This window comes from Amycolatopsis sp. NBC_01488 (assembly GCF_036227105.1).
In the GTDB taxonomy this organism is placed as follows: domain Bacteria; phylum Actinomycetota; class Actinomycetes; order Mycobacteriales; family Pseudonocardiaceae; genus Amycolatopsis.
Map to the genome: position 1 here is coordinate 8,638,636 of NZ_CP109434.1, position 19,738 is coordinate 8,658,373.

At 70.9% G+C, this 19,738-nt stretch carries 24 protein-coding genes and 1 pseudogene; 7 read left to right on the forward strand and 18 right to left on the reverse strand.

Annotated features, from left to right (window positions below):
• Nucleotides 1-11: 11 nt before the first annotated feature.
• The 3 genes from OG738_RS40550 to OG738_RS40560 all read left to right on the forward strand — a co-directional run bounded on the left by OG738_RS40550 (nt 12) and on the right by OG738_RS40560 (nt 1,427).
• Nucleotides 12-455, forward strand: coding sequence for an Hsp20/alpha crystallin family protein (locus OG738_RS40550; protein ID WP_329049062.1), 444 nt, complete (start codon nt 12-14; stop codon nt 453-455).
• Nucleotides 456-525: 70 nt separating this feature from the next.
• Nucleotides 526-957, forward strand: a complete 432-nt coding sequence (locus tag OG738_RS40555; protein WP_329049063.1) for a DUF6292 family protein — start codon at nt 526-528, stop codon at nt 955-957.
• Complete coding sequence (locus tag OG738_RS40560; RefSeq protein ID WP_329049065.1) at nt 954-1,427, forward strand: DivIVA domain-containing protein; 474 nt, start codon at nt 954-956, stop codon at nt 1,425-1,427. The genes OG738_RS40555 and OG738_RS40560 overlap by 4 nt, the downstream gene beginning before the upstream one ends.
• A 109-nt stretch (nt 1,428-1,536) precedes the next feature.
• On the opposite strand, the gene OG738_RS40565 is transcribed toward OG738_RS40560, so the two are convergent.
• The 8 genes from OG738_RS40565 to OG738_RS40600 all read right to left on the reverse strand — a co-directional run bounded on the left by OG738_RS40565 (nt 1,537) and on the right by OG738_RS40600 (nt 7,139).
• Complete coding sequence (locus OG738_RS40565; RefSeq protein WP_329049067.1) at nt 1,537-1,719, reverse strand: hypothetical protein; 183 nt, start codon at nt 1,717-1,719, stop codon at nt 1,537-1,539.
• 3 nt (nt 1,720-1,722) lie between these two features.
• Complete coding sequence (locus OG738_RS40570; protein ID WP_329049069.1) at nt 1,723-3,189, reverse strand: arabinofuranosidase catalytic domain-containing protein; 1,467 nt, start codon at nt 3,187-3,189, stop codon at nt 1,723-1,725.
• A gap of 34 nt (nt 3,190-3,223) precedes the next feature.
• Nucleotides 3,224-3,484, reverse strand: coding sequence for an RICIN domain-containing protein (locus tag OG738_RS40575; RefSeq protein WP_329049070.1), 261 nt, complete (start codon nt 3,482-3,484; stop codon nt 3,224-3,226).
• Nucleotides 3,485-3,827: 343 nt separating this feature from the next.
• Nucleotides 3,828-4,847: a LacI family DNA-binding transcriptional regulator gene (locus OG738_RS40580; RefSeq protein ID WP_329049071.1), complete on the reverse strand. Its 1,020-nt coding sequence runs from the start codon at nt 4,845-4,847 to the stop codon at nt 3,828-3,830.
• A 68-nt stretch (nt 4,848-4,915) separates the two neighbouring features.
• Nucleotides 4,916-5,209 carry an RICIN domain-containing protein gene (locus OG738_RS40585; protein ID WP_329049073.1) on the reverse strand — a complete coding sequence of 98 codons (294 nt, stop codon included), beginning with the start codon at nt 5,207-5,209 and terminating at the stop codon, nt 4,916-4,918.
• Between the two features lie 40 nt (nt 5,210-5,249).
• Nucleotides 5,250-5,432, reverse strand: a complete 183-nt coding sequence (locus tag OG738_RS40590; RefSeq protein WP_329049074.1) for a hypothetical protein — start codon at nt 5,430-5,432, stop codon at nt 5,250-5,252.
• 235 nt (nt 5,433-5,667) lie between these two features.
• A complete protein-coding gene (locus OG738_RS40595; RefSeq protein WP_329049076.1) occupies nt 5,668-6,411 on the reverse strand; it encodes a FadR/GntR family transcriptional regulator in 744 nt (247 codons plus the stop codon).
• 395 nt (nt 6,412-6,806) lie between these two features.
• Nucleotides 6,807-7,139: a MerR family transcriptional regulator gene (locus tag OG738_RS40600; RefSeq protein WP_329056987.1), complete on the reverse strand. Its 333-nt coding sequence runs from the start codon at nt 7,137-7,139 to the stop codon at nt 6,807-6,809.
• A 785-nt stretch (nt 7,140-7,924) separates the two neighbouring features.
• Here OG738_RS40600 and OG738_RS40605 point away from each other — a divergent pair.
• The gene (locus tag OG738_RS40605) at nt 7,925-8,185 is read left to right on the forward strand and encodes a hypothetical protein (protein WP_329049077.1); all 261 of its coding nucleotides are present in this window, start codon (nt 7,925-7,927) and stop codon (nt 8,183-8,185) included.
• Between the two features lie 211 nt (nt 8,186-8,396).
• Here the strand turns inward: OG738_RS40605 and OG738_RS40610 are convergent, their stop codons facing one another.
• Nucleotides 8,397-8,774 (reverse strand): SbtR family transcriptional regulator, encoded by a 378-nt coding sequence (locus OG738_RS40610; RefSeq protein ID WP_329056989.1) that lies wholly within the window; start codon nt 8,772-8,774, stop codon nt 8,397-8,399.
• Nucleotides 8,775-8,864: pseudogene (locus OG738_RS40615) on the reverse strand (TetR family transcriptional regulator); the annotation flags it as partial.
• Nucleotides 8,865-8,880: 16 nt separating this feature from the next.
• Between OG738_RS40615 and OG738_RS40620 the strand changes: the two are divergent.
• Together OG738_RS40620 and OG738_RS40625 are read left to right on the forward strand one after the other, a co-directional pair.
• A complete protein-coding gene (locus OG738_RS40620) occupies nt 8,881-9,777 on the forward strand; it encodes an LLM class F420-dependent oxidoreductase (protein ID WP_329049078.1) in 897 nt (298 codons plus the stop codon).
• 203 nt (nt 9,778-9,980) lie between these two features.
• Nucleotides 9,981-10,886 (forward strand): hypothetical protein, encoded by a 906-nt coding sequence (locus tag OG738_RS40625; RefSeq protein ID WP_329049079.1) that lies wholly within the window; start codon nt 9,981-9,983, stop codon nt 10,884-10,886.
• Nucleotides 10,887-11,061: 175 nt separating this feature from the next.
• Here the strand turns inward: OG738_RS40625 and OG738_RS40630 are convergent, their stop codons facing one another.
• From OG738_RS40630 to OG738_RS40665, 8 genes are all read right to left on the reverse strand, one after another.
• Complete coding sequence (locus OG738_RS40630) at nt 11,062-11,940, reverse strand: SIS domain-containing protein (protein WP_329049080.1); 879 nt, start codon at nt 11,938-11,940, stop codon at nt 11,062-11,064.
• Between the two features lie 20 nt (nt 11,941-11,960).
• Nucleotides 11,961-13,268: an alpha-glucosidase/alpha-galactosidase gene (locus tag OG738_RS40635; protein WP_329049082.1), complete on the reverse strand. Its 1,308-nt coding sequence runs from the start codon at nt 13,266-13,268 to the stop codon at nt 11,961-11,963.
• Nucleotides 13,265-14,203, reverse strand: a complete 939-nt coding sequence (locus tag OG738_RS40640) for a carbohydrate kinase family protein (protein ID WP_329049084.1) — start codon at nt 14,201-14,203, stop codon at nt 13,265-13,267. The genes OG738_RS40635 and OG738_RS40640 overlap by 4 nt, the downstream gene beginning before the upstream one ends.
• Before the next feature lies 1 nt (nt 14,204).
• A complete protein-coding gene (locus OG738_RS40645; RefSeq protein ID WP_329049086.1) occupies nt 14,205-15,092 on the reverse strand; it encodes a carbohydrate ABC transporter permease in 888 nt (295 codons plus the stop codon).
• Entirely contained in the window at nt 15,089-15,910 is an 822-nt protein-coding gene (locus OG738_RS40650; protein ID WP_329049087.1) for a carbohydrate ABC transporter permease, read from the reverse strand. Before OG738_RS40650 ends, OG738_RS40645 begins: the two co-directional genes overlap by 4 nt.
• 165 nt (nt 15,911-16,075) lie before the next feature.
• On the reverse strand, nt 16,076-17,341 hold the full coding sequence (locus tag OG738_RS40655) for an ABC transporter substrate-binding protein (protein ID WP_329049088.1): 1,266 nt from the start codon (nt 17,339-17,341) through the stop codon (nt 16,076-16,078).
• Nucleotides 17,341-18,174 (reverse strand): endo alpha-1,4 polygalactosaminidase, encoded by an 834-nt coding sequence (locus OG738_RS40660; RefSeq protein WP_329049089.1) that lies wholly within the window; start codon nt 18,172-18,174, stop codon nt 17,341-17,343. The genes OG738_RS40655 and OG738_RS40660 overlap by 1 nt, the downstream gene beginning before the upstream one ends.
• Nucleotides 18,175-18,468: 294 nt before the next feature.
• On the reverse strand, nt 18,469-18,852 hold the full coding sequence (locus OG738_RS40665) for a hypothetical protein (RefSeq protein ID WP_329049090.1): 384 nt from the start codon (nt 18,850-18,852) through the stop codon (nt 18,469-18,471).
• 322 nt (nt 18,853-19,174) lie between these two features.
• On the opposite strand from OG738_RS40665, the gene OG738_RS40670 reads away from it, so the two are divergent.
• A complete protein-coding gene (locus tag OG738_RS40670) occupies nt 19,175-19,624 on the forward strand; it encodes a hypothetical protein (RefSeq protein ID WP_329049091.1) in 450 nt (149 codons plus the stop codon).
• Nucleotides 19,625-19,738: the final 114 nt, after the last annotated feature.

Here is a 19,738-nt window from a genome sequence, read left to right on the forward strand (position 1 = left end):
GGTGACTGCGGATGTTGATGCGCACCGACCCGTTCCGCGAGCTGGATCGCTTCGCTCAGCAGGTGTTCGGCACTCCGGCGCAGGGGACCTGGTCCCGGCCCGCCGCCATCCCGCTGGACGCCTACCGCGCCGGCGACGAGTTCGTGGTCTGCTTCGACCTCCCCGGTGTCGATCCCGGTGCCATCGAACTGGACGTCGAACGCAACGTCCTGACGGTGAAAGCCGAACGGCGGCCGCCGGCCGACGGCGACGAGGTGCAGATGCAGGTGTCGGAGCGGTCGTTGGGCGTGTTCTCCCGGCAGCTGTTCCTCGGCGACAACCTCGACACCGACCGGATCGCCGCCGACTACGACCAGGGTGTGCTCACCCTGCGCATCCCGATCGCCGAGCGGGCCAAGCCCCGGCGCATCGAAATCACCGGCGCGACAACCGATCGACAGCAGATCCAGGCCTGACCCGCTTTCGCCGGGTGGCCGGCCCCGAGTGGTCCGGCCACCCGGCGCACGCGCACGAAAGACGTAACCCATGACCACCCCGCTGCACCTCGGCCGGGGCAACCACCCGGCCCTGACCACGCTGCACGACTACCTGGCCGAAGTCACCGCTGCCCTGGGCATCGGCATGGAGTCCTGCACCGTCGACCACGACACCCCGGTCTCCGCCTACATCGCCCTCGACCAGCGCCTGCCCGGTTACCCGGACCGCGACGTCGCCCTGCTCTGGGACGAAGTCCACGGCTGGTCCGCCGCCATCGAAACCCATTCCGCCGAAGACATGATCGTGGTGCGGTACCTCGGCGGCACCACCGTCACCCCGGTGCCGGCGCGGGTCACCCGGTTCCTCACCGCGGTGCAGGAGGACGACCACCGCATCGGCCGCCTCGATCCACCCGCCCTGCGCACCGCCGGGGGCTTGGACGACCTGCATGCCGTCCTCCGCTCGCGGAGGACGGCATGAACACCCAGAGCCTCCCCTTGCCGACCAGCTTCGCGCTCACCCTGCGCGGCTATGACCGCGACCAGGTCGACGAGTACCTCGCCGAAACCCGGGACGAACTGCGGCTGCTCGCCCTCGATCGCGACGCGGCCCTCGCCGAAGCCGAAACCCTGGCCCGGCGGCTCGAAGCGGCACGGACCGAAAACGACCGGCTGCGCGTGCGCTTGGACCGTCTCGTCGGTACTCCGGCCGATCCGGCGGCGGTGGGCGACCGCGTCCGGCGCATGCTCGAACTCGCCCGCACCGAAGCCGACGCCATCGTCACCACCGCGCGCCGACGTGCCGACGCGATCCTCGAGCAGGCCGCCGCGGTCGAGCGGCGCACGGCGGCCCGCTTGCGGGCGATCGACGACTTCCTCGCCCACGCCGAGCACCTGCTCGCCGAGGAACCCGAGCCGATGGCTCCCGGCAAGCACCTCGCCGCCGCGTGAGGCCTCGGCGACCGGCTTCCGCCTCGACGAGCATTCCGGCCGGCGCCCGGACCGAGGTCCGCGTCCACGGCTCCGGCCCGGTACTCGGCGGAACGCCGCCGTTTCCCGGTCACCGCCGGTCGCCGCCGTCGGCGGCGCCGACGTACCGGCCGCTCCGCGCCGCCGCGGCCCCGAGCGTGCTCGCCGCCCCGGCGGCGCCGGGGACCGGCACCAGGGCGCTCGCCGCGAGACCGGCGGTCGCGGCGGCGACCGCCGTCCGGACGCGCCGTGACCGGGATCGACTGGTGGTCACCGCCTAACCCAATGCCCACTGCTGGTTGCTGCCGCCGTTGCAGGTCCACAGCTCGACCGGCGCACCGTTGGCCGTGGAGGCGCTCGTCACGTCCAGGCACAGGCCCGACTGGGCACCGGTGACCGTGCCGTTCGAGTTGACGGTCCACTGCTGGTTGGCCCCGCCGTTGCAGGACCAGGTCACCACCTTCGTCCCGGCGCTGGTCCCGTTGCCCGAGGCGTCCAGGCAGAGCGTGTGCCCGCCGACGGTGGCCGTCAGCTGGTTCGACGACGTGCGGGTCCACGTCTGGTTCGCCTGGCCGCTGCAGCCGTAGATCTGCAGCTGGGTGCCGGGGGTGGTGGTGGAGCCGGGGATGTCGAGGCACTTGCCGGCGCCCACCGCGTGCAGCGGGCCGGTGCTGGTGCCCGTACCGCCGGTGCCGTAGCCGGCCGCGGTGATGTTGGCCTGCACGGCGTTCTCGGTGGCGTCCGACGGGTAGCCGGACGTCATCACGCCTTCGTAGAACGTCCCCGCGGAACCGATGCTGTTGTCTCCCCCGGTGCCGAGGATGATGGCGCCTTCCTTGCGCATCGGGTTGTAGCCGGACACGGCGGGGCGGGAGCCGTTGTAGAAGGTGGACAGGCCGCCGGACTGCGCGTCGCCGCCGCGGATGGACCAGTGGTTGGCCTCGCCCTTGAGGACGGCGGTCAGGTAGCGGTGGTTGACGGTGGGGTCGTTGGCGTTGTAACCGGCGTTGACGCCGGAGTAGAGGCCGTTCTCGAGGTCGGACATGACCCACGGGCCGGGCCCGGTGCCGTAGCCCCAGACCTTGATGTTGCCGAAGTAGACGGCTTCCATGGTGCCGTTGCCGTTGTCCCGGCTGTTGCGCTCGGCGTTGCCGTAGTCGAAGCAGCAGCCGCCGTTGTAGTGCGTGCCGTCGAAGATCGCGTACATGCCCTCCGGCTGGTCACCGGTCGCCGTGCCGGTGGCGTTGTTGTTCCGGTACCCGGTGCCGGGAGCCACGAACACGCCGTAGGCCTTCTGCCCGCCGACGGTGATCGGGGCGGCCGCCGCGTTGGCCAGGTTGTCGTACCCGCCCGCGGCCGGACCGGAGAAGCCGCCCGGCGGGGCCTGGGTGAGGTGGTTGTTCCGGCCGGACTGGTCGTAGATGACGGTGATCAGGCAGGTCGTGCCGCTGCAGAAGGAATCCTGGGCCGCGGCGTTCGCGACGCCGCCCGCGCTCAGGACGCCGATGTCCCTGGTGGCGTTGTCGGAGGCTCGCCGGACTTGGTAGAGCGCGCCGTTGTAGGCACCGTACAACGCCCGGGTGGTGGAGTGAGCCGCCACGCACGGCGTGCCGCCGGCGGCGTAGAGGTCACACGGCCCCTGTGTGGCGGCTTGCGCCGGTGCGACCGGGCCGGCGAGCGCGCCCGCGGCGAGTACCAGTGCGGCTCCCGTGGTTTTCAGGGACGTTCTCCATCGTGGGGTCATGCGCGAACTCCTTTGTCCGGATGAGGTGGTTCTGCTAGCTCCGTGCCCACTTCTGGGTGCTGCCGCCGGTACAGGCCTGCAGGGTCACCGGTGTGCTGTTCGCGGTGCCGCCCCCGTTCGGCCCGCGACACAGTCCTGAATGGACACCGGTGATCGTGCCGTCGGTGCCGGTGTTCCACTGCCGGTTGGTGCCGCCCGTGCAGTCCCGGATGATCGCCCGGGTGCCGGGGGTGGTGGCCGCCCCCTCGGCGTCCGTGAGCAGACCCAGTGCTGTGCGACGGCTGAACTCGGGCATGGCTCGAAGCCTCCTCGGCACCGGGATTGAGTTAGCGCTAACATGCTCTGTTTAGGCTCGGGCGATACCGGCGGTCAAGCCTTTGGCAGGGCCGAACCTGCGAAGTGCAGCTAAATCCCAGCGTGCGCCGCTCGAACGAGGTGTAACTTTCACGCGCTGCGGCGAATGCTTGTGAGCGTGCACATCGCCGTGTCACGCTGCCCTTCGCCTGGCTCTGGAGCGCGAAACGGGTGACCAAGACCACGCGCCTGATCAACCGGCGACAGCCGAACACCCTACCCGAGTGGCCACGAATCGCGCACTGCGGATCTCCTCGCACCCAGATTGTTAGCGCTAACACGATTCAGGCCGTTGCGCGCAGGATGAGCTTGGTGTCCAGCACCGCGCACCGCGGCGCGGCCGAGCCGCCGAGCATCGCGAGCAGCTCACCCGTCATCCGGGCGCCCATCTCTTCGATCGGCTGGCGGACGGTGGTGAGCGGCGGATCCGTCCGGCGGCCGATCGGCAGGTCGTCGAACCCGATGACGGCCACGTCGCCGGGCACCCGCCGTCCCGCGCGGTGCAGGGCCCGCAGCGCGCCGACCGCCATCATGTCGGAGGCGGCGAAGATGGCGTCGACGTGCGGCCTGCGGTCCAGCAGCCGGTGGGTGGCGTGCTCGCCCGAGGCCTGGCCGAAGTCGCCGAACACCACCAGGCCGCGGTCGGCGTGGCCGGCGCCCACCACCGCCTGCCGGTAGCCGAGCAGCCGGTCCACCCCGGCGGTCATGTCCTGGGGGCCGGCGATGGTCGCCACGGTGCGCCGGCCCGCGTCGATGAGGCGCTGCGTGGCCCGCCGCGCACCGCCCCGGTTGTCCACGTCGACGTAGGACGAGCAGTCCCCCTCACGGACCGGGCGGCCCCCGAACACCACCGGGATGCCGAGCCAGTCCAGGTCGAGCGGGCGGCGGCCGTGCATGCCGACGACGAGGGCGCCGTCGACGTGGCCGCCGTCGAGGTACCGCACCACCGGAGCCTGGTAGTTCTCGGTCGCGGGCACGGTGAGCAGGACGAGCTGCAGGCCCGCCTCGGTCAGCTTCTTCCCGGCGCCGGCGGAGATGCGGGCGAAGTAGGGATCGGCGAACAGCCGCAGCACCTCCTCGCACACGACCAGCGCGACCGATCCGGTCCGCCCCGCTGTCGCCCGCGCGGCTCTCTGCCGGGCGTAGCCGAGAGCCGACATCGCCGACTCCACCTGCTTGCGCGTTTTCGGCCGGACCCGCGGAAAGCCGTTGAGCACCCGGGACGCGGTGGCGGTCGACACCCCCGCCGCCCGCGCGACGTCGGCCAGGGTCGGACGGAACTGGGGCACCTCGACGGACGACACGTTCGCTCTCCCAAGACGTCTTTGTCTCTGCAGGGCTCGCCCGAGGATACCGCCGGGTAGCGGGCACCTCAGGCGCGTTGGACCCGGAACCGCTGGTTGGCCCCACCGGTGGCCGTCCGCTGGGAAACCCGCGCGCCGTCGGCGATCGAGGCTTCCCAGACGTCCATCGCCAGGCCGCTGTGCTCGGCCACCAGGGTGTAGTTCACCCCGGCCTGCACCGGCACACCAGACGGCGGGGTCGGCGAATCGAGCTGCGTGAAGAACTTCCACACCTCGCCCGAGGTCCAGGTCTGCCGGCCGCTGCAGGTGCACCCGTCGCGGCGGCCGGGGTCGTGGCCGCCGCCGAACGCGGCCCAGACCACCGGGTTACGGCCCGGCAGCCGGAGTAGGTGAGCAGCCGTCTCATCGCAGGCTCCACTGCCGGCCGGCGGTCGTTGTGTTCGCGCTAACATCCCACTGCTGATCAGGATGACCGGCGCGGTCCACGACGATCACCGAGGCGCCCGTCGATTCGCCGAAGCTCTCGGCGGTGCACGAGCGCGGGTCGGTCCGGAAGTGGTGCCAGGTGCGAGACAGCGTCGTCACGGGTACTCCTCTTCAGGAGCGGAAGGAGCGTGCGGGATGCGCGCTCCGGAATCGTTCAGCTACCGGCCGAACGAGCAAGAGCCAAGATAAGAGTGATCGGCGGCAAAGGTCAATGCGACGGTGAAACTTACTCACCCGCAACGAATCCGACCGGCCGCTCGATCACGACAGTCCACAAAGGAATGAGCGCGGCCGTGCATACCCGAAGCACCACTTCGGGTACGCACGGCAGTGCTCATTGTTTGAAGAGACGCCGTTGGATCTCCCGCCGGTAGTCCTCCAGGGTGTTGTCGAGGTGGCCGGCGGCCGCCTGGGCCGCCTCGTCCGGGTCGCCGTCGCGGATCGCCCGGTAGAGGGCGGCGTGTTCTTCGAGAGCGGCCGACGCGTGGCCGCCGACCGCGCCGGACATCCCGATGATGTTCGTCTGGCGTTGCAGGCGGCGGGCTTCGCGCACGGCCGCGACGAGGAACTGGTTGTGGGACGCGGTGGCGATCGCGAGGTGGAAGTCGTCGTCGCCGCGGTCGAACAGCGCGCTCTGCCCGGTCAGGTGACCGCGCCGGCAGGTGTCGGCGGCGGCCTCGATCGCACGCAGCTCGACCGGGGTGGCGTTCGCCGCCGCCAGCCGGGCGGCCGCGGTCTCCTGGACCCGACGGAACTCGAAGAGCATGTAGACGTGGTCGAGATCGGCGGGCAGGAAGAAGCCGCCCCACCGGGAAGCGCCGAGCATGCCCTCGTCGTCGGACACATACAGCCCACGCCCCTTGTGCGCTCGTACCCGGCCGATCGCCGAGAGGATCTTGACGGCCTCCCGCACCACGGTCCGGCTGGTTCCCATCCGCGCCGCCAGCTCGACCTCGGTCGGCATCCGGTCACCGGGCTTCAGGTCCAGCTCGGCGATCAGCTGCAGGATCTGCTCGGCCACCACTTCGTAGCCGGGCCGGTACGGGACAGGCGATGCGGTTTCCTGGTCACGAGTCACCCGATGAGTATGACTCACCAGGCTCCGGGCAGTGACTGTACCTCGCAGCCCGGCCGTCTGGTCAACACCGGCGAAGCCCAGCATGAAACTTACATACGTTCGCCCAGGTGAAAATGTCGATGGAGGAAGAGGGGTGGGCGCACCTCTTGACGCGGGTCGCACCATGATCTCATATGAGTCGTACACATCCTCGGCGCGGCCCTCCGGTCCATTGTGGACCGTCGAGTGGCACGATCCCGTCCCTGGAGAGGTTCCCGCCATGCATCGTGGCGAACTCGCCACCGCGCACAGTGGCGGCGGCGGTGCGCCGACGGGCCGGAAGCGGTGCGTTTGGCGTGGCGGAAGACCGGATCGCGAAACGCACTACCCCTTCGTGGCCGGGCCGGCACCGCGGTTCAGTCGCCGGCGCGCAGTTCGGTGTTGAGGCGCTGGGCTTCGTGGAGCTGGTCTTCGAGGGTGACGATGCGGCAGGCGGCGTCGATGGCGGTGCCCTGGTCGACGAGTTCCCGCGCCCGGGCGGCCAGGCGCAGCTGGTACCGGGAGTACCGGCGATGGCCGCCGGCGGAACGCTGCGGCGTGATCAGCCCGGCTTCGTCGAGGCTGCGCAGGAAACCTTGGGTCGTGCCGAGCATGTCCGCCGCCCGGCCCATCGTGTAGGCGGGGTACTGCTCGTCGTCGAACTTGTCGGCCCGGCTCGGCGTGTCCGGTCCTTCCTGGTCAGGAATCAAATCCACCTCCACATCACGAAGGACCCCGGGTGCCGTCGACGGCACCCGGGGTCCTCAAGGGTTGGGTTTCACCATTGTCAACCGGCGTTGCCGCCGGCTTCCTGCACCCGCGTCCAGCCGAAAGCCGGATTCCGCGGGGATCGCTGACTCGTGACCGAGCACCACCTCCGAACTCGATGGAACTGCGGCACCCGCGCGGCGCTACCCAGCCGCTGCGGGCGATCCAATGATGGCTCCGTTCCCTTCTTTCCTGTGTTTTCCACTTACTCGGTACTGCTACTTCACTTGCTACGGCCGTCACTGCCGGGGCCCTTCCACTGATCGGTCCCAGCACGCTGACGCCGCTGGTCACTGCCCGGAGCCCCGTTCACTGATCGGCTCCGGCCACCTGACCGGTCCTGCCACTGCACTTGCACACAAACAACTACGGATACTGCTGATCTTCACCTAGCGATACTGCCTGGCTTCACGGGCGCACGAACTCCGCCCGCGTCCTGCGACTACTGCGCCCAGCGACCGGTACTACCTGATCGAACCTTCTTCACCACCCGGCCCTGGGTTACTGCTCCCGGTCACCAGCCGAAACCTTGTTCCGTGATCGGCTCCGCACTGCCTGACCGTCTTGTCTCACCTCGCGGGTAGTTACGTCCTCTCCCGCGCCTGCTTGACGTTGTCTCTCTCGCTACGAGAAGAACTCTACACACACTCGCCATCTAATGTCTACTTCAGCCGACATAGATTTTCTGCCACGTGTCGGAGCGACGGTGAGGAAGAGGGGTACGACCGTGAGTGACGAGGCCGTCCAGGATCCGCTCGAGGTGCGTTACGGCCTGACCGAGGTCGCCGACCTCGGGGAGTACGTCGAGGCGCTGAGGCGATTGCTGGAGCGGGGACGGCGGGAGCGGTGCGTGGCGCTGGTGTCGGAGGCCGAGGCCTACGCGGCGGCGGAGCTGCTCGGGCAGTTCGCGCAGCTCGACCCGCACGCCGCGGTGAACCAGCTGGCCGCGTCCCTGGCCAGCCGGCTCTACAGCCGCCTCGGCGCCTGACCCCGGACTCGAGCGACACCACACGGCCCGCTGCCGCCGCGAGCAAGACATCCAGCCCAGCACGACCGGCTCGGGCGCCGACGACGCGCACGCGGGCGGGAACGCTCCCCGTTTCGGGGATCCGTCCCCCGCCTCCGGTGGTCAGCGCTGCCTTCCTGCAGTTTCGCGAGACAGCCCGCAGGCACCGGCAGCGGTCAGCGCGGCGCGGACATCAGGTGCCGCGCTGGCGCAGTCCGGCGAGTGCCGCGTCGAGGATCGGCTGCCGGTATTCGGCGGTACCGGAGATCTTCGCGATGGCCACCACGAGATCGAGGATCTGGTCGAGGTCGAGGTCGCCGTCGATCTGGTGTGCCTCCTGGGCGGCGGAGAGCAGCGGCTGCCCGGCCGCGACCATCCGGCCCCGGCTCTTGAAGACGGGATCGTGGGTGTCGGTGTGCTCGAGCAGCCCGAGGACGACCGGCCGCTTGGCGGTGACGTACCGGAAGAACCGGCGCAGCCACGTCGTGAGCCGGTCTGCCGGGCTGTCCCCTTCGACGGTCGCGGCGGCGGCGCAGACCTCGTCGACCTCGTCGGCGAGCAGTGCCTCCAGGAGTTCGTGGCGGGTCGCGAAGTTGCGGTACAGGGTCGCCGAGCCGACCCCGGACCTCCGGGCGATCTCGGCCATCGACGTCTCGGCTCCGGTGGCGGCGAAAGCCGTGCGAACACCCCCGTGCCGACGGCGTCGCCGTCACCGGCTCGATCGTGGCCGGCACCCGGCGCCGGCTTCATCGACGCCTCGCCACCGCACGAGCCAAGGAACAGAAGATGAAGCCGGCGTCGACCGGATCAGCGTCATGGACCACCTCTGGCAGATGCCGTCGCTCGGCGCACCCGAGCACGAGATGCTCGAGGCGTACACGACGCTCGGCTGGCTGGCGGCGAAGACCGAGCGGGTCAAGCTGCTCGCGATGGTGACCGCCGTCGGCCATCGCGAGCCCGGTCTGCTCGCGAAGGCCGTGACCACCCTCGACGTGCTGTCCGGCGGGCGCGCGATCTTCGGCATCGGCGTGGGGGCGAACGCGGACGAGTCGGCCGGCCTCGGCCTGCCCTTCCCCCCGGTTGCCGAGCGGTTCGAACGGCTCGAGGAGACGCTGCGCATCGTCCGGCAGATGTGGAGTGCCGACGAGGGCCCGTTCGACGGCAAGCACTACCACCTGGCCCGCACGCTCAACTCCCCGCAGGTGCTCTCCCGCCCGCACCCGCCGATCCTGATCGGCGGCGGGGGCGAGAAGAAGACGCTGAAACTCGTCGCGCGCTACGCGGACGCGTGCAACCCCGCCGCCGTCGACCTCGACGACGCGGCTCGCAAGCTCGGCGTGCTCCGCCGGCACTGCGCCGACGAGGGCCGCGACTACGACCAGATCGAGAAGACGGCCGGCCACCGCTTCGATCTGGGGAAGAACGGCGAGAACGTCACCAAGACGATCGAGCACCTGCACGCGCTCGCCGAACTCGGCTTCACCCAGACCCACGGCCCCCTGCTCCACGTCAGCGAGCCCGGTCGGCTCGACCTGTTCGGCGAAAGGATCATTCCAGCCGTGGAAAAGTTCTGACCGAGAGTGGCTCCCTGCGCAGAGGTCGCGTGACGTCGTCGAGGTCGAAGGGTTGCGAAGCCGGCCGAGTTCTGCCCTCGGGGATGGGACGGGTCGAACTTTCGGGCAACGTTGCGGCCTGCCGGCACCGGTGAACAACCCGGTTCCGGTGCGGACGTCTTCGGAGGCAAAGCTTCGGCAAAGGCTGCGAGAGGGGCGCCGAAATGGAATTCGCCGCGAAGAAGACCATCAAGATGGCCATGGTTTCCGGGGCATTCGCCGCGACGGCACTGCTTTCCGCGTGCAGCGGGAACAGTGTCGCGGGCAGTGGCTCTCCGGCGAAGACCGAGGCGGCGACGGCGGCCGCCGCGGAGCAGGTGCCGGACGGGGGCGGTCAGGGGGCCGCCCCCGGCGGCTCCGGGAGTGGGGGTTCCGCCCCCGTGTCGAACGGCGACGTCGACTGCAGCCGGGACGGCGGCCAGGTCGGCGCACCCGGGCGGCCGAAGATGGACCTGATCGCGGTGGCCGCCACCGACGGCACCACGCCAGGCTGTACCGAAGCCTTCACCGTGATCACCGAGTACTACCAGAAGCTGCCCCAGGCCGAAGGCCCGGGCGAGCGGGTGCTCGACGTCCAGGGGAAGTGGACCTGCGCCCGGCAGGCGGATTCCGCGGGCGGCAGCCAGGGTGCGGTGGTCTGCGGCGTGCCCAACAGCTCCCTGCAGCTGGAGACCAGGCCCTCGGCCGACGCCGGCAAGACGCCCGCCCAGCAGGTCCGCAAGTTCCCGAACACCACCCAGGCCGTGCAGTTCACCGGGTACGACGCCGCAGTGCAGATGGTCCGCTTCCAGCTGGTCACCCGCCTGCCGGGCGGTCCGGACAACAGCCACTACGTGCCGCTCGACGGCAAGACCTACCGGCTTCCGCTGCAGCAGGGCGGCACGGTGCTCAGCGCGGCTTCCCTGTGCCCGGGCGAATCCGTCACCATCGACGACCAGGGCTACGGCACCGGGCCGTGCAGCCAGGACCAGCTGCTCCGGCACCTGAAGAACGGCGACTCGATCCTCGCGCAGATCAGCGTGAACGGTGCCGACCAGATCACCACGGTCAAGGAGATCTACCACCCCTGATCCAGGAAACCGAAGACCGGCAGCCGGGACCGCACCCGGCCGCCGGTCTTTCCGCGAAACGGGTACCCGGCGGAGCCTGGACGGCGCGCCCGGGAACGAAGACCTCCGACGGGCACCCCGGCACGCAAGGTGAACCGGCCGTGGGTAGGTTCGCACCGGTTCGACCAGGTTCCGCTCAGCTCGCCAGGACGACCGAACGCGTCAGGTGGGCCGGCCGGTCCGGGTCGCGCCCGGCGCGCTCCGCCAGCGCGACCGCCAGCCGCTGGATCGCGACCAGCTCGGCCAGCGGGTCCAGCCTCCCCTGCCGCAGGTGCGCGCCCGTGGCTTCGATGCGGGACACCAGATCGGCGTCGAGCGGGGCCAGGCTCCACACCGCCCTTCCCGGGGCCGCCACCGCGATCGGGCCGTGGCGGTACTCCATCGCCGAGTACGACTCCGTCCACCAGGCCGCCGCCTCGCGGACCTTCAGCGCCGCTTCGTTCGCCAAGCCCACCGACCAGTCCGTGCCGAGGAACGAGATCTGGGACGCCGTCACGAAAGCGTCGAGCGGCTCGGTCAGCGCCCGCGTGACGTCGGCGAGGGCTCGCTCCACCGGCAGCCCCAGGTGGGCACGCAGGAGCAGCAGCTGCGTGGTCGGAAAACGGGTCTGCACCACCGAAACCTCGTCGGCGTAGGGCAGGCAGACGACGTCCCCGGACGCGCGGCCCGCCGGGGAGTCCGCCACGGCGGTGATCGTCGTGAGGCGGGTGCCCGGGCGGACGCGGGCGAGCGCGTCGAGGATCTCGGTCGTCGTGCCGGAGCGGGTCATCGCCAGCACCCGGTCGTACGGCCGGTCGAGTTTCGCCTCCGACGCCGCGAAGACGTCGGTGACGCCGTGGCCCGCGTCTTCCCGCAGCCGCGCGTAGCTCTGGGCCATGAACAACGACGTCCCGCAGCCGATGACCACCACGCGCTCGCCCGGCGCGGGCAGCGCGGGCGCGTGGTCCGGCAGCTCCCGCAGGGCGCGGGCCCAGCACGACGGCTGGCTGGTGATCTCGTCGAGGGTGTGCGACATGGTGCTCCCGGTCTCGAAGGTCAGCGGCCGAGGACGGCGCGCAGGGCGGGCTGAAGCCGGTCGCCGTGCGCGCGGACGAGGTCGTCGCACAGCTCGAAGATCCGCTCGACCGGCAGCGCGGCCGCCGTGGCGGGGTCGGTCATCGCGGCGTGCCGGATGTGCCGCGGGTCGTCCTCGACGGCCGCGCGCACGACGAGGTCGTCGACGCTCAGGTACGTCCGGTTGAGCGCGGCGAGCTGCGGCGGCAGCGCACCGATCCGGGTCGGCCGGACGCCGGTGGCGTCGACCAGGCACGGCACCTCGACCACGCCGCCGGCGGGCAGGTTCTCGATCAGGCCGCGGTTCACGACGTTGCCGTAGACCGTCCGCGGGGTGCCGGTGAGGACACTGTGGACGATCTGCGGCGCGTACTCCCCCGTCCCTTCGACGGGCAGCGGCTCGTCGGCCGCGACCGCTCGCCGGGTCCGTTCGTACTCGGCTTCGTTCTCCGCGACGATGTCGAGGTAGGCGCCGATCGGCAGCCGCAGCCGCTCGACCTCGCTGTCGTGCTTGAGGTACCAGGGCACGTACTCGGCGGAGTGCTCGCTGGTCTCGGTCGGGTAGTAGCCGAGCCGCCGCAGCATGTCGAACCGGACTCGCCGGCGCAGCTGCTCGTCGGCGGCGGCCAGCTCCCGCAGCCGCGGGTAGAGGTCGGCGCCCGCGTGCTCGAACCGCAGCACCCACGCCTGGTGGTTGACGCCCGCCGCGACGTAGACGACCTCGTCGAAGGGCACCCCGACCAGCTCGGCGAGGCCGTGCACGGTCCAGTACACCGAGTGGCAGAGCCCGACGACCCGCGTCAGCCCGGTGACCTCGCTCAGGTACTGGACGTTCATCGCCATCGGGTTGGTGTAGTTCAGCAGCCACGCCTCCGGGCAGACGTCGGCGATGTCCGCACCGAGCGCCTTCAGGAACGGGAACGTCCGCAGCGCGCGGAAGATCCCGCCGATGCCGAGGGTGTCGCCGATGGTCTGGCGCAGGCCGTAGCGGGCCGGGACCGCGAAGTCGGTGCGCGTCGCCTCTCCCATCCCGATCTGGACGATGTTCACGACGAAGTCCGCGCCCGCCAACGCTTCCCGCCGGTCGGCGTGCGCGGTGAGCACCGGCTTGACGCCGCGGACGGCGGCGATCCGCCGGGCCGCGGCCAGCGCCGTCGCCAGCCGCTCCGGGTCGATGTCGTGCAGTGCGACGTGGACGCCGTCGAGTTCCGGGTAGGCGAACAGGTCGGCGAGCAGGCCCTGGGTGAACACGACGCTGCCCGCGCCGACGAGGGTGATCTTGGGGGTCATGCGGGGTCCGATCCGATGCGTTCGAGGTGGACGAGGACGTCGTCCCACGTGGCCTGGCCGGCCGTGCCGCCGCGGGCGCGGACGGAGAATCCGCCGCAGACGACACCGCAGCGCAGGGCCGTCGCGAACGGCAGCCTGGCCAGGACACCGGCGAGGAAGCCGGCGTTGAAGCTGTCGCCGGCGCCGACGGTGTCGACGGCGTCCGCCGGGACTCCGGAGACGAAGGTGAACTCGCCGCCGTGGCAGGAAAAGGCACCCTCGGCGCCGTCCTTGACCACGACGGCGGGGCCGCGCGCGGCCAGCACCGCGGCGGCCTGACGCACGTCGGGCACCCCCGCCAGCCGGACGGCCTCCGCGGCGTTGGGCAGGAGGAAGTCCGTCTCCCGCAACAGGTCCCCGACGTCCCACGTGCCGGCCGGGTCGTCGTTGGTGTCGACGGACGTCGTCGCGCCGTGCGCCCGGGCGGTGCGCAGCAAGCCCGGCAGGCCCGCGGCGAGGGCCGGCAGCAGGAAGTAGGACGACGAATGGACGTGGCGGCTCGTTTCCAGGAGCTCCGGCGGGACGTCGGCCGCGGTCGTCGTGGCGAGCGTGCCGGCGGCGGTGACGATCGCGCGGTCGCCGTCGCGGGTCAGCACGGTGGTCAGCGGGGTCGCCACGTCGGGGTCGGTCCGCAACGCGCTCGTGTCGACGCCGCGGTCCTCGAGCGCGGCGCGGACGAACCGGCCGCTCTCGTCGTCGCCGACGCGGCCGGCGATGGCCACCTTCAGGCCGAGCCGGGCGGCGCCGGCGGCGGTGATGGCGCCGGACCCGCCGAGGGCGAGCGTGCCGAAGGGCGCGAGCTGCTCCCGCTGGCCGAACGCGAGGTCCGTCCGCAATGGACCGATGATGACGTCGGGGTTGGCGTCGCCGACCACCAGGAGGTCGAACCGGTGCATGTCAGGCCTTGAGTCCGCTGGTGGTGATGGACTGGACGAACGTCTTCTGCGCGCCGAGGAAGGCCAGCAGCACGGGCATGACGGTGATGACGTTGCCCGCCATCACCGCGGCCCAGTTCGTGTGGTGCTGGCCCTGGAACGTCGTGAGGCCCAGCTGCAACGTGTAGGTCGTGTCGTGGTTGAGCGCGACCAGCGGCCAGGTCAGGTCGTTCCAGGTGCTCAGGAACGTCAGCACGGCCACCGTGCTGAGCGCGGGCCTCGACAGTGGCAGCACGATCGTGCACAGCACGCGCAGCCGCGAGCAGCCGTCGATCCACGCCGCCTCTTCGAGTTCGCGCGGCAGCGAGAGGAAGAACTGGCGCAGCAGGAACACCGCGAACGGCGTGACCAGCGACGGGACGATGAGCGCGCCCAGGCTGTCGATCAGGCCGAGCTTCTTCATCACCAGGAACGTCGGGATCATGGTGAGCTGGAACGGGATCGCCATCGTCGCGACCATCAGCGCGAGCAGCGCCCGCGACCCGGCGAACCGCATCCGCGCGAAGGCGTAGCCGCCCAGCACGCCGAACAGCAGGTTCGACGCGACGGTCACCGCCGAGACGATCAGCGAGTTCGTGAACCAGCGCACGAAGAGCGCGTTCTCGAGGACGTAGCGGTACCCGGCGAAGTCCACATGGGACGGCCACAGCGCGGGCGGGAACCGGTTGATCTCGGCGTTGCTCATCACCGAGCTGAGCAGCAGCCACCCCAGCGGCGCCGCGAACACCAGGGCCAGCGGCGCGAGCAGCAGGTGCCACGGGCTGAAGGGCAGCCGGGGCCGGCGCAGCACGGGCAGCGCGCGGGTCGCGGGCACGTCGAGCCGGGCGGGCCGGGCCGGCTGTGTCGTCATCGGAGGGCCTTCCCCGGCCGGCGCAGCACCCGCAGGACCAGCACGACGACGAGCAGGGCGAGCGCGAGGACGTAGGCCGACGCCGCGCCGTAGCCGGCGGTGAAGTTCTTGAACGCCTGCTCCCAGACGAAGTAGACGATCACCGTCGTCGAGCCGAGCGGGCCGCCCTTGGTCGTCACGTAGACCAGGTCGAACACCTGCAGCGACGTGATCAGCTGCCACAGCACCAAGAACGCCGTCACCGGGGTGACCGCCGGCAGCGTCACGTGCCGCAGGACGCGCCAGGTGCCGGCGCCGTCCAGCCGCGCGGCCTCGATCAGCGACGGCGGGACGTCCTGCAGCGCGGCCAGGTACACCACGACGCAGAACCCGGTGCCGCTCCACAGCGTGATCCCGACCAGCACCAGCAGCGCCTGCGCCGGATCGGTCAGGAAGCCCTGCGGGGACACGCCGAGGTGGTGCAGCAGGGAGTTGGCCGCGCCGAACTGCGGGTCGAGGATGAAGGAGAACAGCACGCCCTGGGCCGTCGCCGAGAGCACGAACGGGACGAACACGAGCGTCCGGTACACCCCGGCCAGGCGGATGCGCCGGTTCAGCGCCTGCGCCAGCAGGAACCCGAACAGGATGCTGAGCGGGACGTAGAGCACCGTGTACAGCACGGTGTTCCGGATAGCTTGAGCGAAGTGCGGGTCCTGGGCGAGGGCGGCGTAGTTGTCGAGCCCGACGAACCGGCTGGGCGTGACGAGGTCGTCGGCCTGGAACGACAGCAGCAGCGACCAGGCCACGGGCACCACGCCGAGGCCGAGGATGACGAGCACGGCGGGTGAGACGTAGGCCCACGCGGCGGCGGTTTCGCGCCGCCGCCTGCGTTGTCCGGGCGTGACTGAGCTTTTCGGGGGTTCCGGGTGATGGAGCCCCCGGCCCGAGGCGGGGCCTCGGCTTGGCACGGTGATGGGCCTCGGCAGTCCGGGCATGGCGGCTCCCTATCGCGGAATGATCAGGGCGGCGTTCGCGGCCGCGGCGCAGTCGCGCAGCGCGTCGACCGGCGTCGACCGGCCGAGCAGCACGGCGACGATCGCGGTGCCGACGGCCGCCGACACCTGGGGGTAGGCCGGGTGCACCGGCCGGACGCGGGCGTGGTCCAGCGCGTCGACGAACACCGGCAGGCCCGGCGTCTCGGCGGTTTTCTGCTGCCACGCGGGCAGTTGCTGCGTCCGGCGGCTCAGCGGGAGGCTGCCCGCGCCGTCGTCCCAGCGCACGTCCTGGGCCGGGTCCGCCAGCCAGGCCAGGAAGGTGCGCGCCGCCTGGACGCGCTCCTCGCCGTTGTCGAACAGCGTCCAGGTGTCCGGGCCGGAGATCGTCACCGGACGGCCGCTGAAGCTGGGCAGCGGCACGACCGCGTAGTCGATCCCGGCGTCGGCGATGTCGGGCAGCTGCCACGGGCCGGTCGGGACCATGCCGATGTGGCCCGCTTCGAACGCCTGGTACATCTGCTCGCTGCCGGTCTTCGGGTCGAGGTAGACGGACTTCGCCGCGGCGAGGTCGCGGACGACTTCGAGAGCCCGCACGCCTTGGCCGGCGAACCCGATGCCGCGCCCGCCCGCGCCGATGACGTCGCCGCCGAGGTCCCACACCATCGGCCAGATCCGCCACACGGTGTCCTCGTCGCCGGTGGCGGGCCACGCGGTGCCGAAGGTGCCGTTTCCCGCGTCGGTGAGCTTCCCGGCCGTGTCGACGAAGTCGGCCCACGTCCAGCCCGCGGCGGGCAGCGGGAGCCCGGCCCGCTCGAACAGCGCCTTGTTGCACACCACGGCCAGGGAGTCGAGCAGCGCCGGGACCGCGCGGACGCGGCCGTTGACGGTGACCGCCTCGCGGGCCGGCGCCCAGAAGCCGGGACCGGCGTCGACGAGGTCGGTGACGTCGACGACCTGCGGGCTGCGCGCCACGTCGGCGAGGTCCGAGCCGAAGACGTAGGCGATGTCCGGGAACGACCCCGACGCGAGCGCCGCGGTGACCTTCTGCAGCATCGCGTCGGCGAGGACGCCGCCGCCCAGGTCGATCCGGATGCCGGGGTGCGTCCGGTGGAAGTCCGTGACGAGGGCGTCGAGGACCTTCTTGCCGGTGTCGGTCTGGCCGTGCCAGACCTCGACGGTCACCGGGCCGCCGGTGGACCGCGCCGGGCCGCAGCCGGCCACGGCCGCGCCGAGAGCCAGCCCGCCCGCGCCGCGCAGGAATCCGCGGCGGTCCATCAGCAGGTCTTGCGGACGTAGCCGGCTTCGCCCTTCGGGACGACGTCGCGGTCGCGGCGCACGATGCTGAGCGAGCCCCACCGGCTGCACGCGGTCCTGAGCCCGCTGTCGGTGTACTCGATGACGATCACGTGGTCGCCGAACGCGGGCGTGAACTCCCCGCAGTTCTTCTGCTGCCCGCACTCTTCGGCGATGGCGAAGTCGAGGCCGTTCGCCTGGCGCTGCCCGGCCAGTTCCGAGGTGTTCTTCTGGGCGATGGCCAGGCCCTTCGCGTGGGCGTGAGCGGACAGCAGGCGGATGTAGGCCTGGGCGTCGCTGTCGGACAGAAGCCCGTTGGAGCGCGTGAAACTGTCGTAGTTGTCGGGTTCGATCGCCTGGTAGCCCTTGGCCGCGCAGTCGTCGACCCAGGCGTTCACCTTGGCGGCGACGCGCTGGCGCTTGCCGGCGGTGCGCAGGTCGAGCAGGGCTTCGCCCCAGTCCTCGTCGACGACCACCTTGCCGGTGGCGTCGCGGAGCAGGAGGTCGTTCCACTCCCCTTCGGCGCCGGGCTGGGCCTGGAAAGCGTTGACGTAGCAGATGTTGTAGAGCCCGGCGGCGGGCTGGGCGGTGTGGTCGCGGCTGAGGACCTTGACGTCGTTCGCCGGGGCGTAGGCACCGCCGATCTGGTAGTCGAAGCCGGCTTTGACGGGCGGGAGTGCCACGGCCTGCGTGCCGGCCGGTGCGGCGGAGGCGGAACACGCGGTCCCGGCGACCACCACGGCGGCCAGCGCGGCGCCGGCGAGGAACTGAACGCGGGAAGAGGACATCATCGAACTCCGGATGATGGTGGGCACGACCCCGCCTCGGACCACGAGCGCGTCCTGGCGACTCAGTCCGGGCTCGCGGCGGAGGCCGACATACCGGCTGGGCGTACCTCTGACGTCGGGCGTCCGTTCCGACGTGCTCAGCAGTAAAGCGAGCAACACCGGGCATGTCAAGTGCGTGATAGTGCAGGAAGTGCGCCTCTATTGGACATAATTGCGCTATTCCTCACGAGCGCGCAGCGCTTCGTCGCGATCAAGCTGGGCTCGTCGACCGGGTCGGCTCGACCAGCGGCAGAAGAGCCCGACGACGAGCCGGGGCGCGCGTTACTGGTGCCAGCCGATGTTGATGTCGGCGTCGAACCTGCTCATGGTCGCGGCGACCTGGACGTTCCCGCCGGCGGTGTGGCAGGCGATGGTCCCGACCCGGTGCCCGCTGGTCATGTCGAGGTTCGCCACGCAGTCGTTGTGGTACATCAGCCACACCTGGCCGGTGTCCGCCGGGCCGCCGCCGGTGAACTGCGAGGTGATGTCGTAGTCGACGTAGATGGTGCCGGCCGCGGCCCGCCACTGACCGGTTATGCACTGTGTCGTGTTCGGGCAGTACTGGTACGCCGAGTCCGCCGGAGCCGCCGAGGCGGCGCCGGGAAGCACGGCCAGCGCGAGCCCGGCCACCGCCGCGCCCACCAGCATCGGTCGTGTCCTGCTCATTACCCATCCCCCTGTTCGTCGCGGTCGACCTTGATCTTCCGGTCATGATCACGGCCGCGGCAATCGTTTCGACTCCGATCGAAAGGGTCACCCGCGCAGGTGTCGCGGCGCGGCAGCGCTCCTCGACGACGACGTTTCGACGTCACTGAAAAGGGTTGCCGCGCCCACTGCGGGATGCGCAAGATCAATCTCGCGTCAAGATCGAACCGCCATTTCACCTCTCGATCAACGAGAACCGTTCTCGTGCCTGCGCCTGCGATGACCGATGCCTGCTCGTCGCGACGCGGTTTTGCCGTGCCCTAAGGGAATTCTGGGAGTATTGGTGACCATTTCGACCGAATCGAATCCGCGTGCCGACAAGCGGAAACTGCTGCCCGCGCTCGGCAAGGGTGCCGCCGTGCTGGCGGCGGCCACGCTCGGCTTCGGCCTCGCGGCCACGCCCGCGTCCGCGGCCCCGGCCGCCCCCGCGTACCCGAACTGCGGCGGCACTTTCGACCACGGCTACCTCGGCGGCCCGCCCGACAGCAGCGGCAACTTCGCCGTCCGGATCGAGTACCACAACGTCGGCGCCTGGATCGGATCGCAGACCGGCGACGCCGTCGTCACCAGCGCGGCCGGCAGGTCGCACGTCTACAACACGGTCAACCCCAACGGAACGTATTTCGTCGCCGTCTTCAACACCGAAGAAACCGGAACCGCGACCCTCGCCCTGTTCCGGGGGGACGGCCCGCACGTTTGCTCGACCAGTTTCAGCATCGGCGTCATCGCCTGACGAACCAGAATTGAATGGGCCGGGTGCGACCTCTCGTTTCGCGCCCGGCCCGTTCGTTCGACCGGCCGGCGGCCCCGAGCAACGGCTGCTACGCCGGCGCCACCCTGCACAGCG

Coding starts and splice junctions, on each gene's coding strand:
- OG738_RS40665 (WP_329049090.1), bottom strand. CDS start 18,852: ATGAGCAGGACACGACCGATGCTGGTGGGCGCGGCGGTGGCCGGGCTC.
- OG738_RS40645 (WP_329049086.1), bottom strand. CDS start 15,092: ATGACGACACAGCCGGCCCGGCCCGCCCGGCTCGACGTGCCCGCGACC.
- OG738_RS40655 (WP_329049088.1), bottom strand. CDS start 17,341: ATGGACCGCCGCGGATTCCTGCGCGGCGCGGGCGGGCTGGCTCTCGGC.
- OG738_RS40550 (WP_329049062.1), top strand. CDS start 12: ATGTTGATGCGCACCGACCCGTTCCGCGAGCTGGATCGCTTCGCTCAG.
- OG738_RS40570 (WP_329049069.1), bottom strand. CDS start 3,189: ATGACCCCACGATGGAGAACGTCCCTGAAAACCACGGGAGCCGCACTG.
- OG738_RS40575 (WP_329049070.1), bottom strand. CDS start 3,484: ATGCCCGAGTTCAGCCGTCGCACAGCACTGGGTCTGCTCACGGACGCC.
- OG738_RS40630 (WP_329049080.1), bottom strand. CDS start 11,940: ATGTCGCACACCCTCGACGAGATCACCAGCCAGCCGTCGTGCTGGGCC.
- OG738_RS40555 (WP_329049063.1), top strand. CDS start 526: ATGACCACCCCGCTGCACCTCGGCCGGGGCAACCACCCGGCCCTGACC.
- OG738_RS40560 (WP_329049065.1), top strand. CDS start 954: ATGAACACCCAGAGCCTCCCCTTGCCGACCAGCTTCGCGCTCACCCTG.
- OG738_RS40640 (WP_329049084.1), bottom strand. CDS start 14,203: ATGCACCGGTTCGACCTCCTGGTGGTCGGCGACGCCAACCCCGACGTC.
- OG738_RS40625 (WP_329049079.1), top strand. CDS start 9,981: ATGGAATTCGCCGCGAAGAAGACCATCAAGATGGCCATGGTTTCCGGG.
- OG738_RS40635 (WP_329049082.1), bottom strand. CDS start 13,268: ATGACCCCCAAGATCACCCTCGTCGGCGCGGGCAGCGTCGTGTTCACC.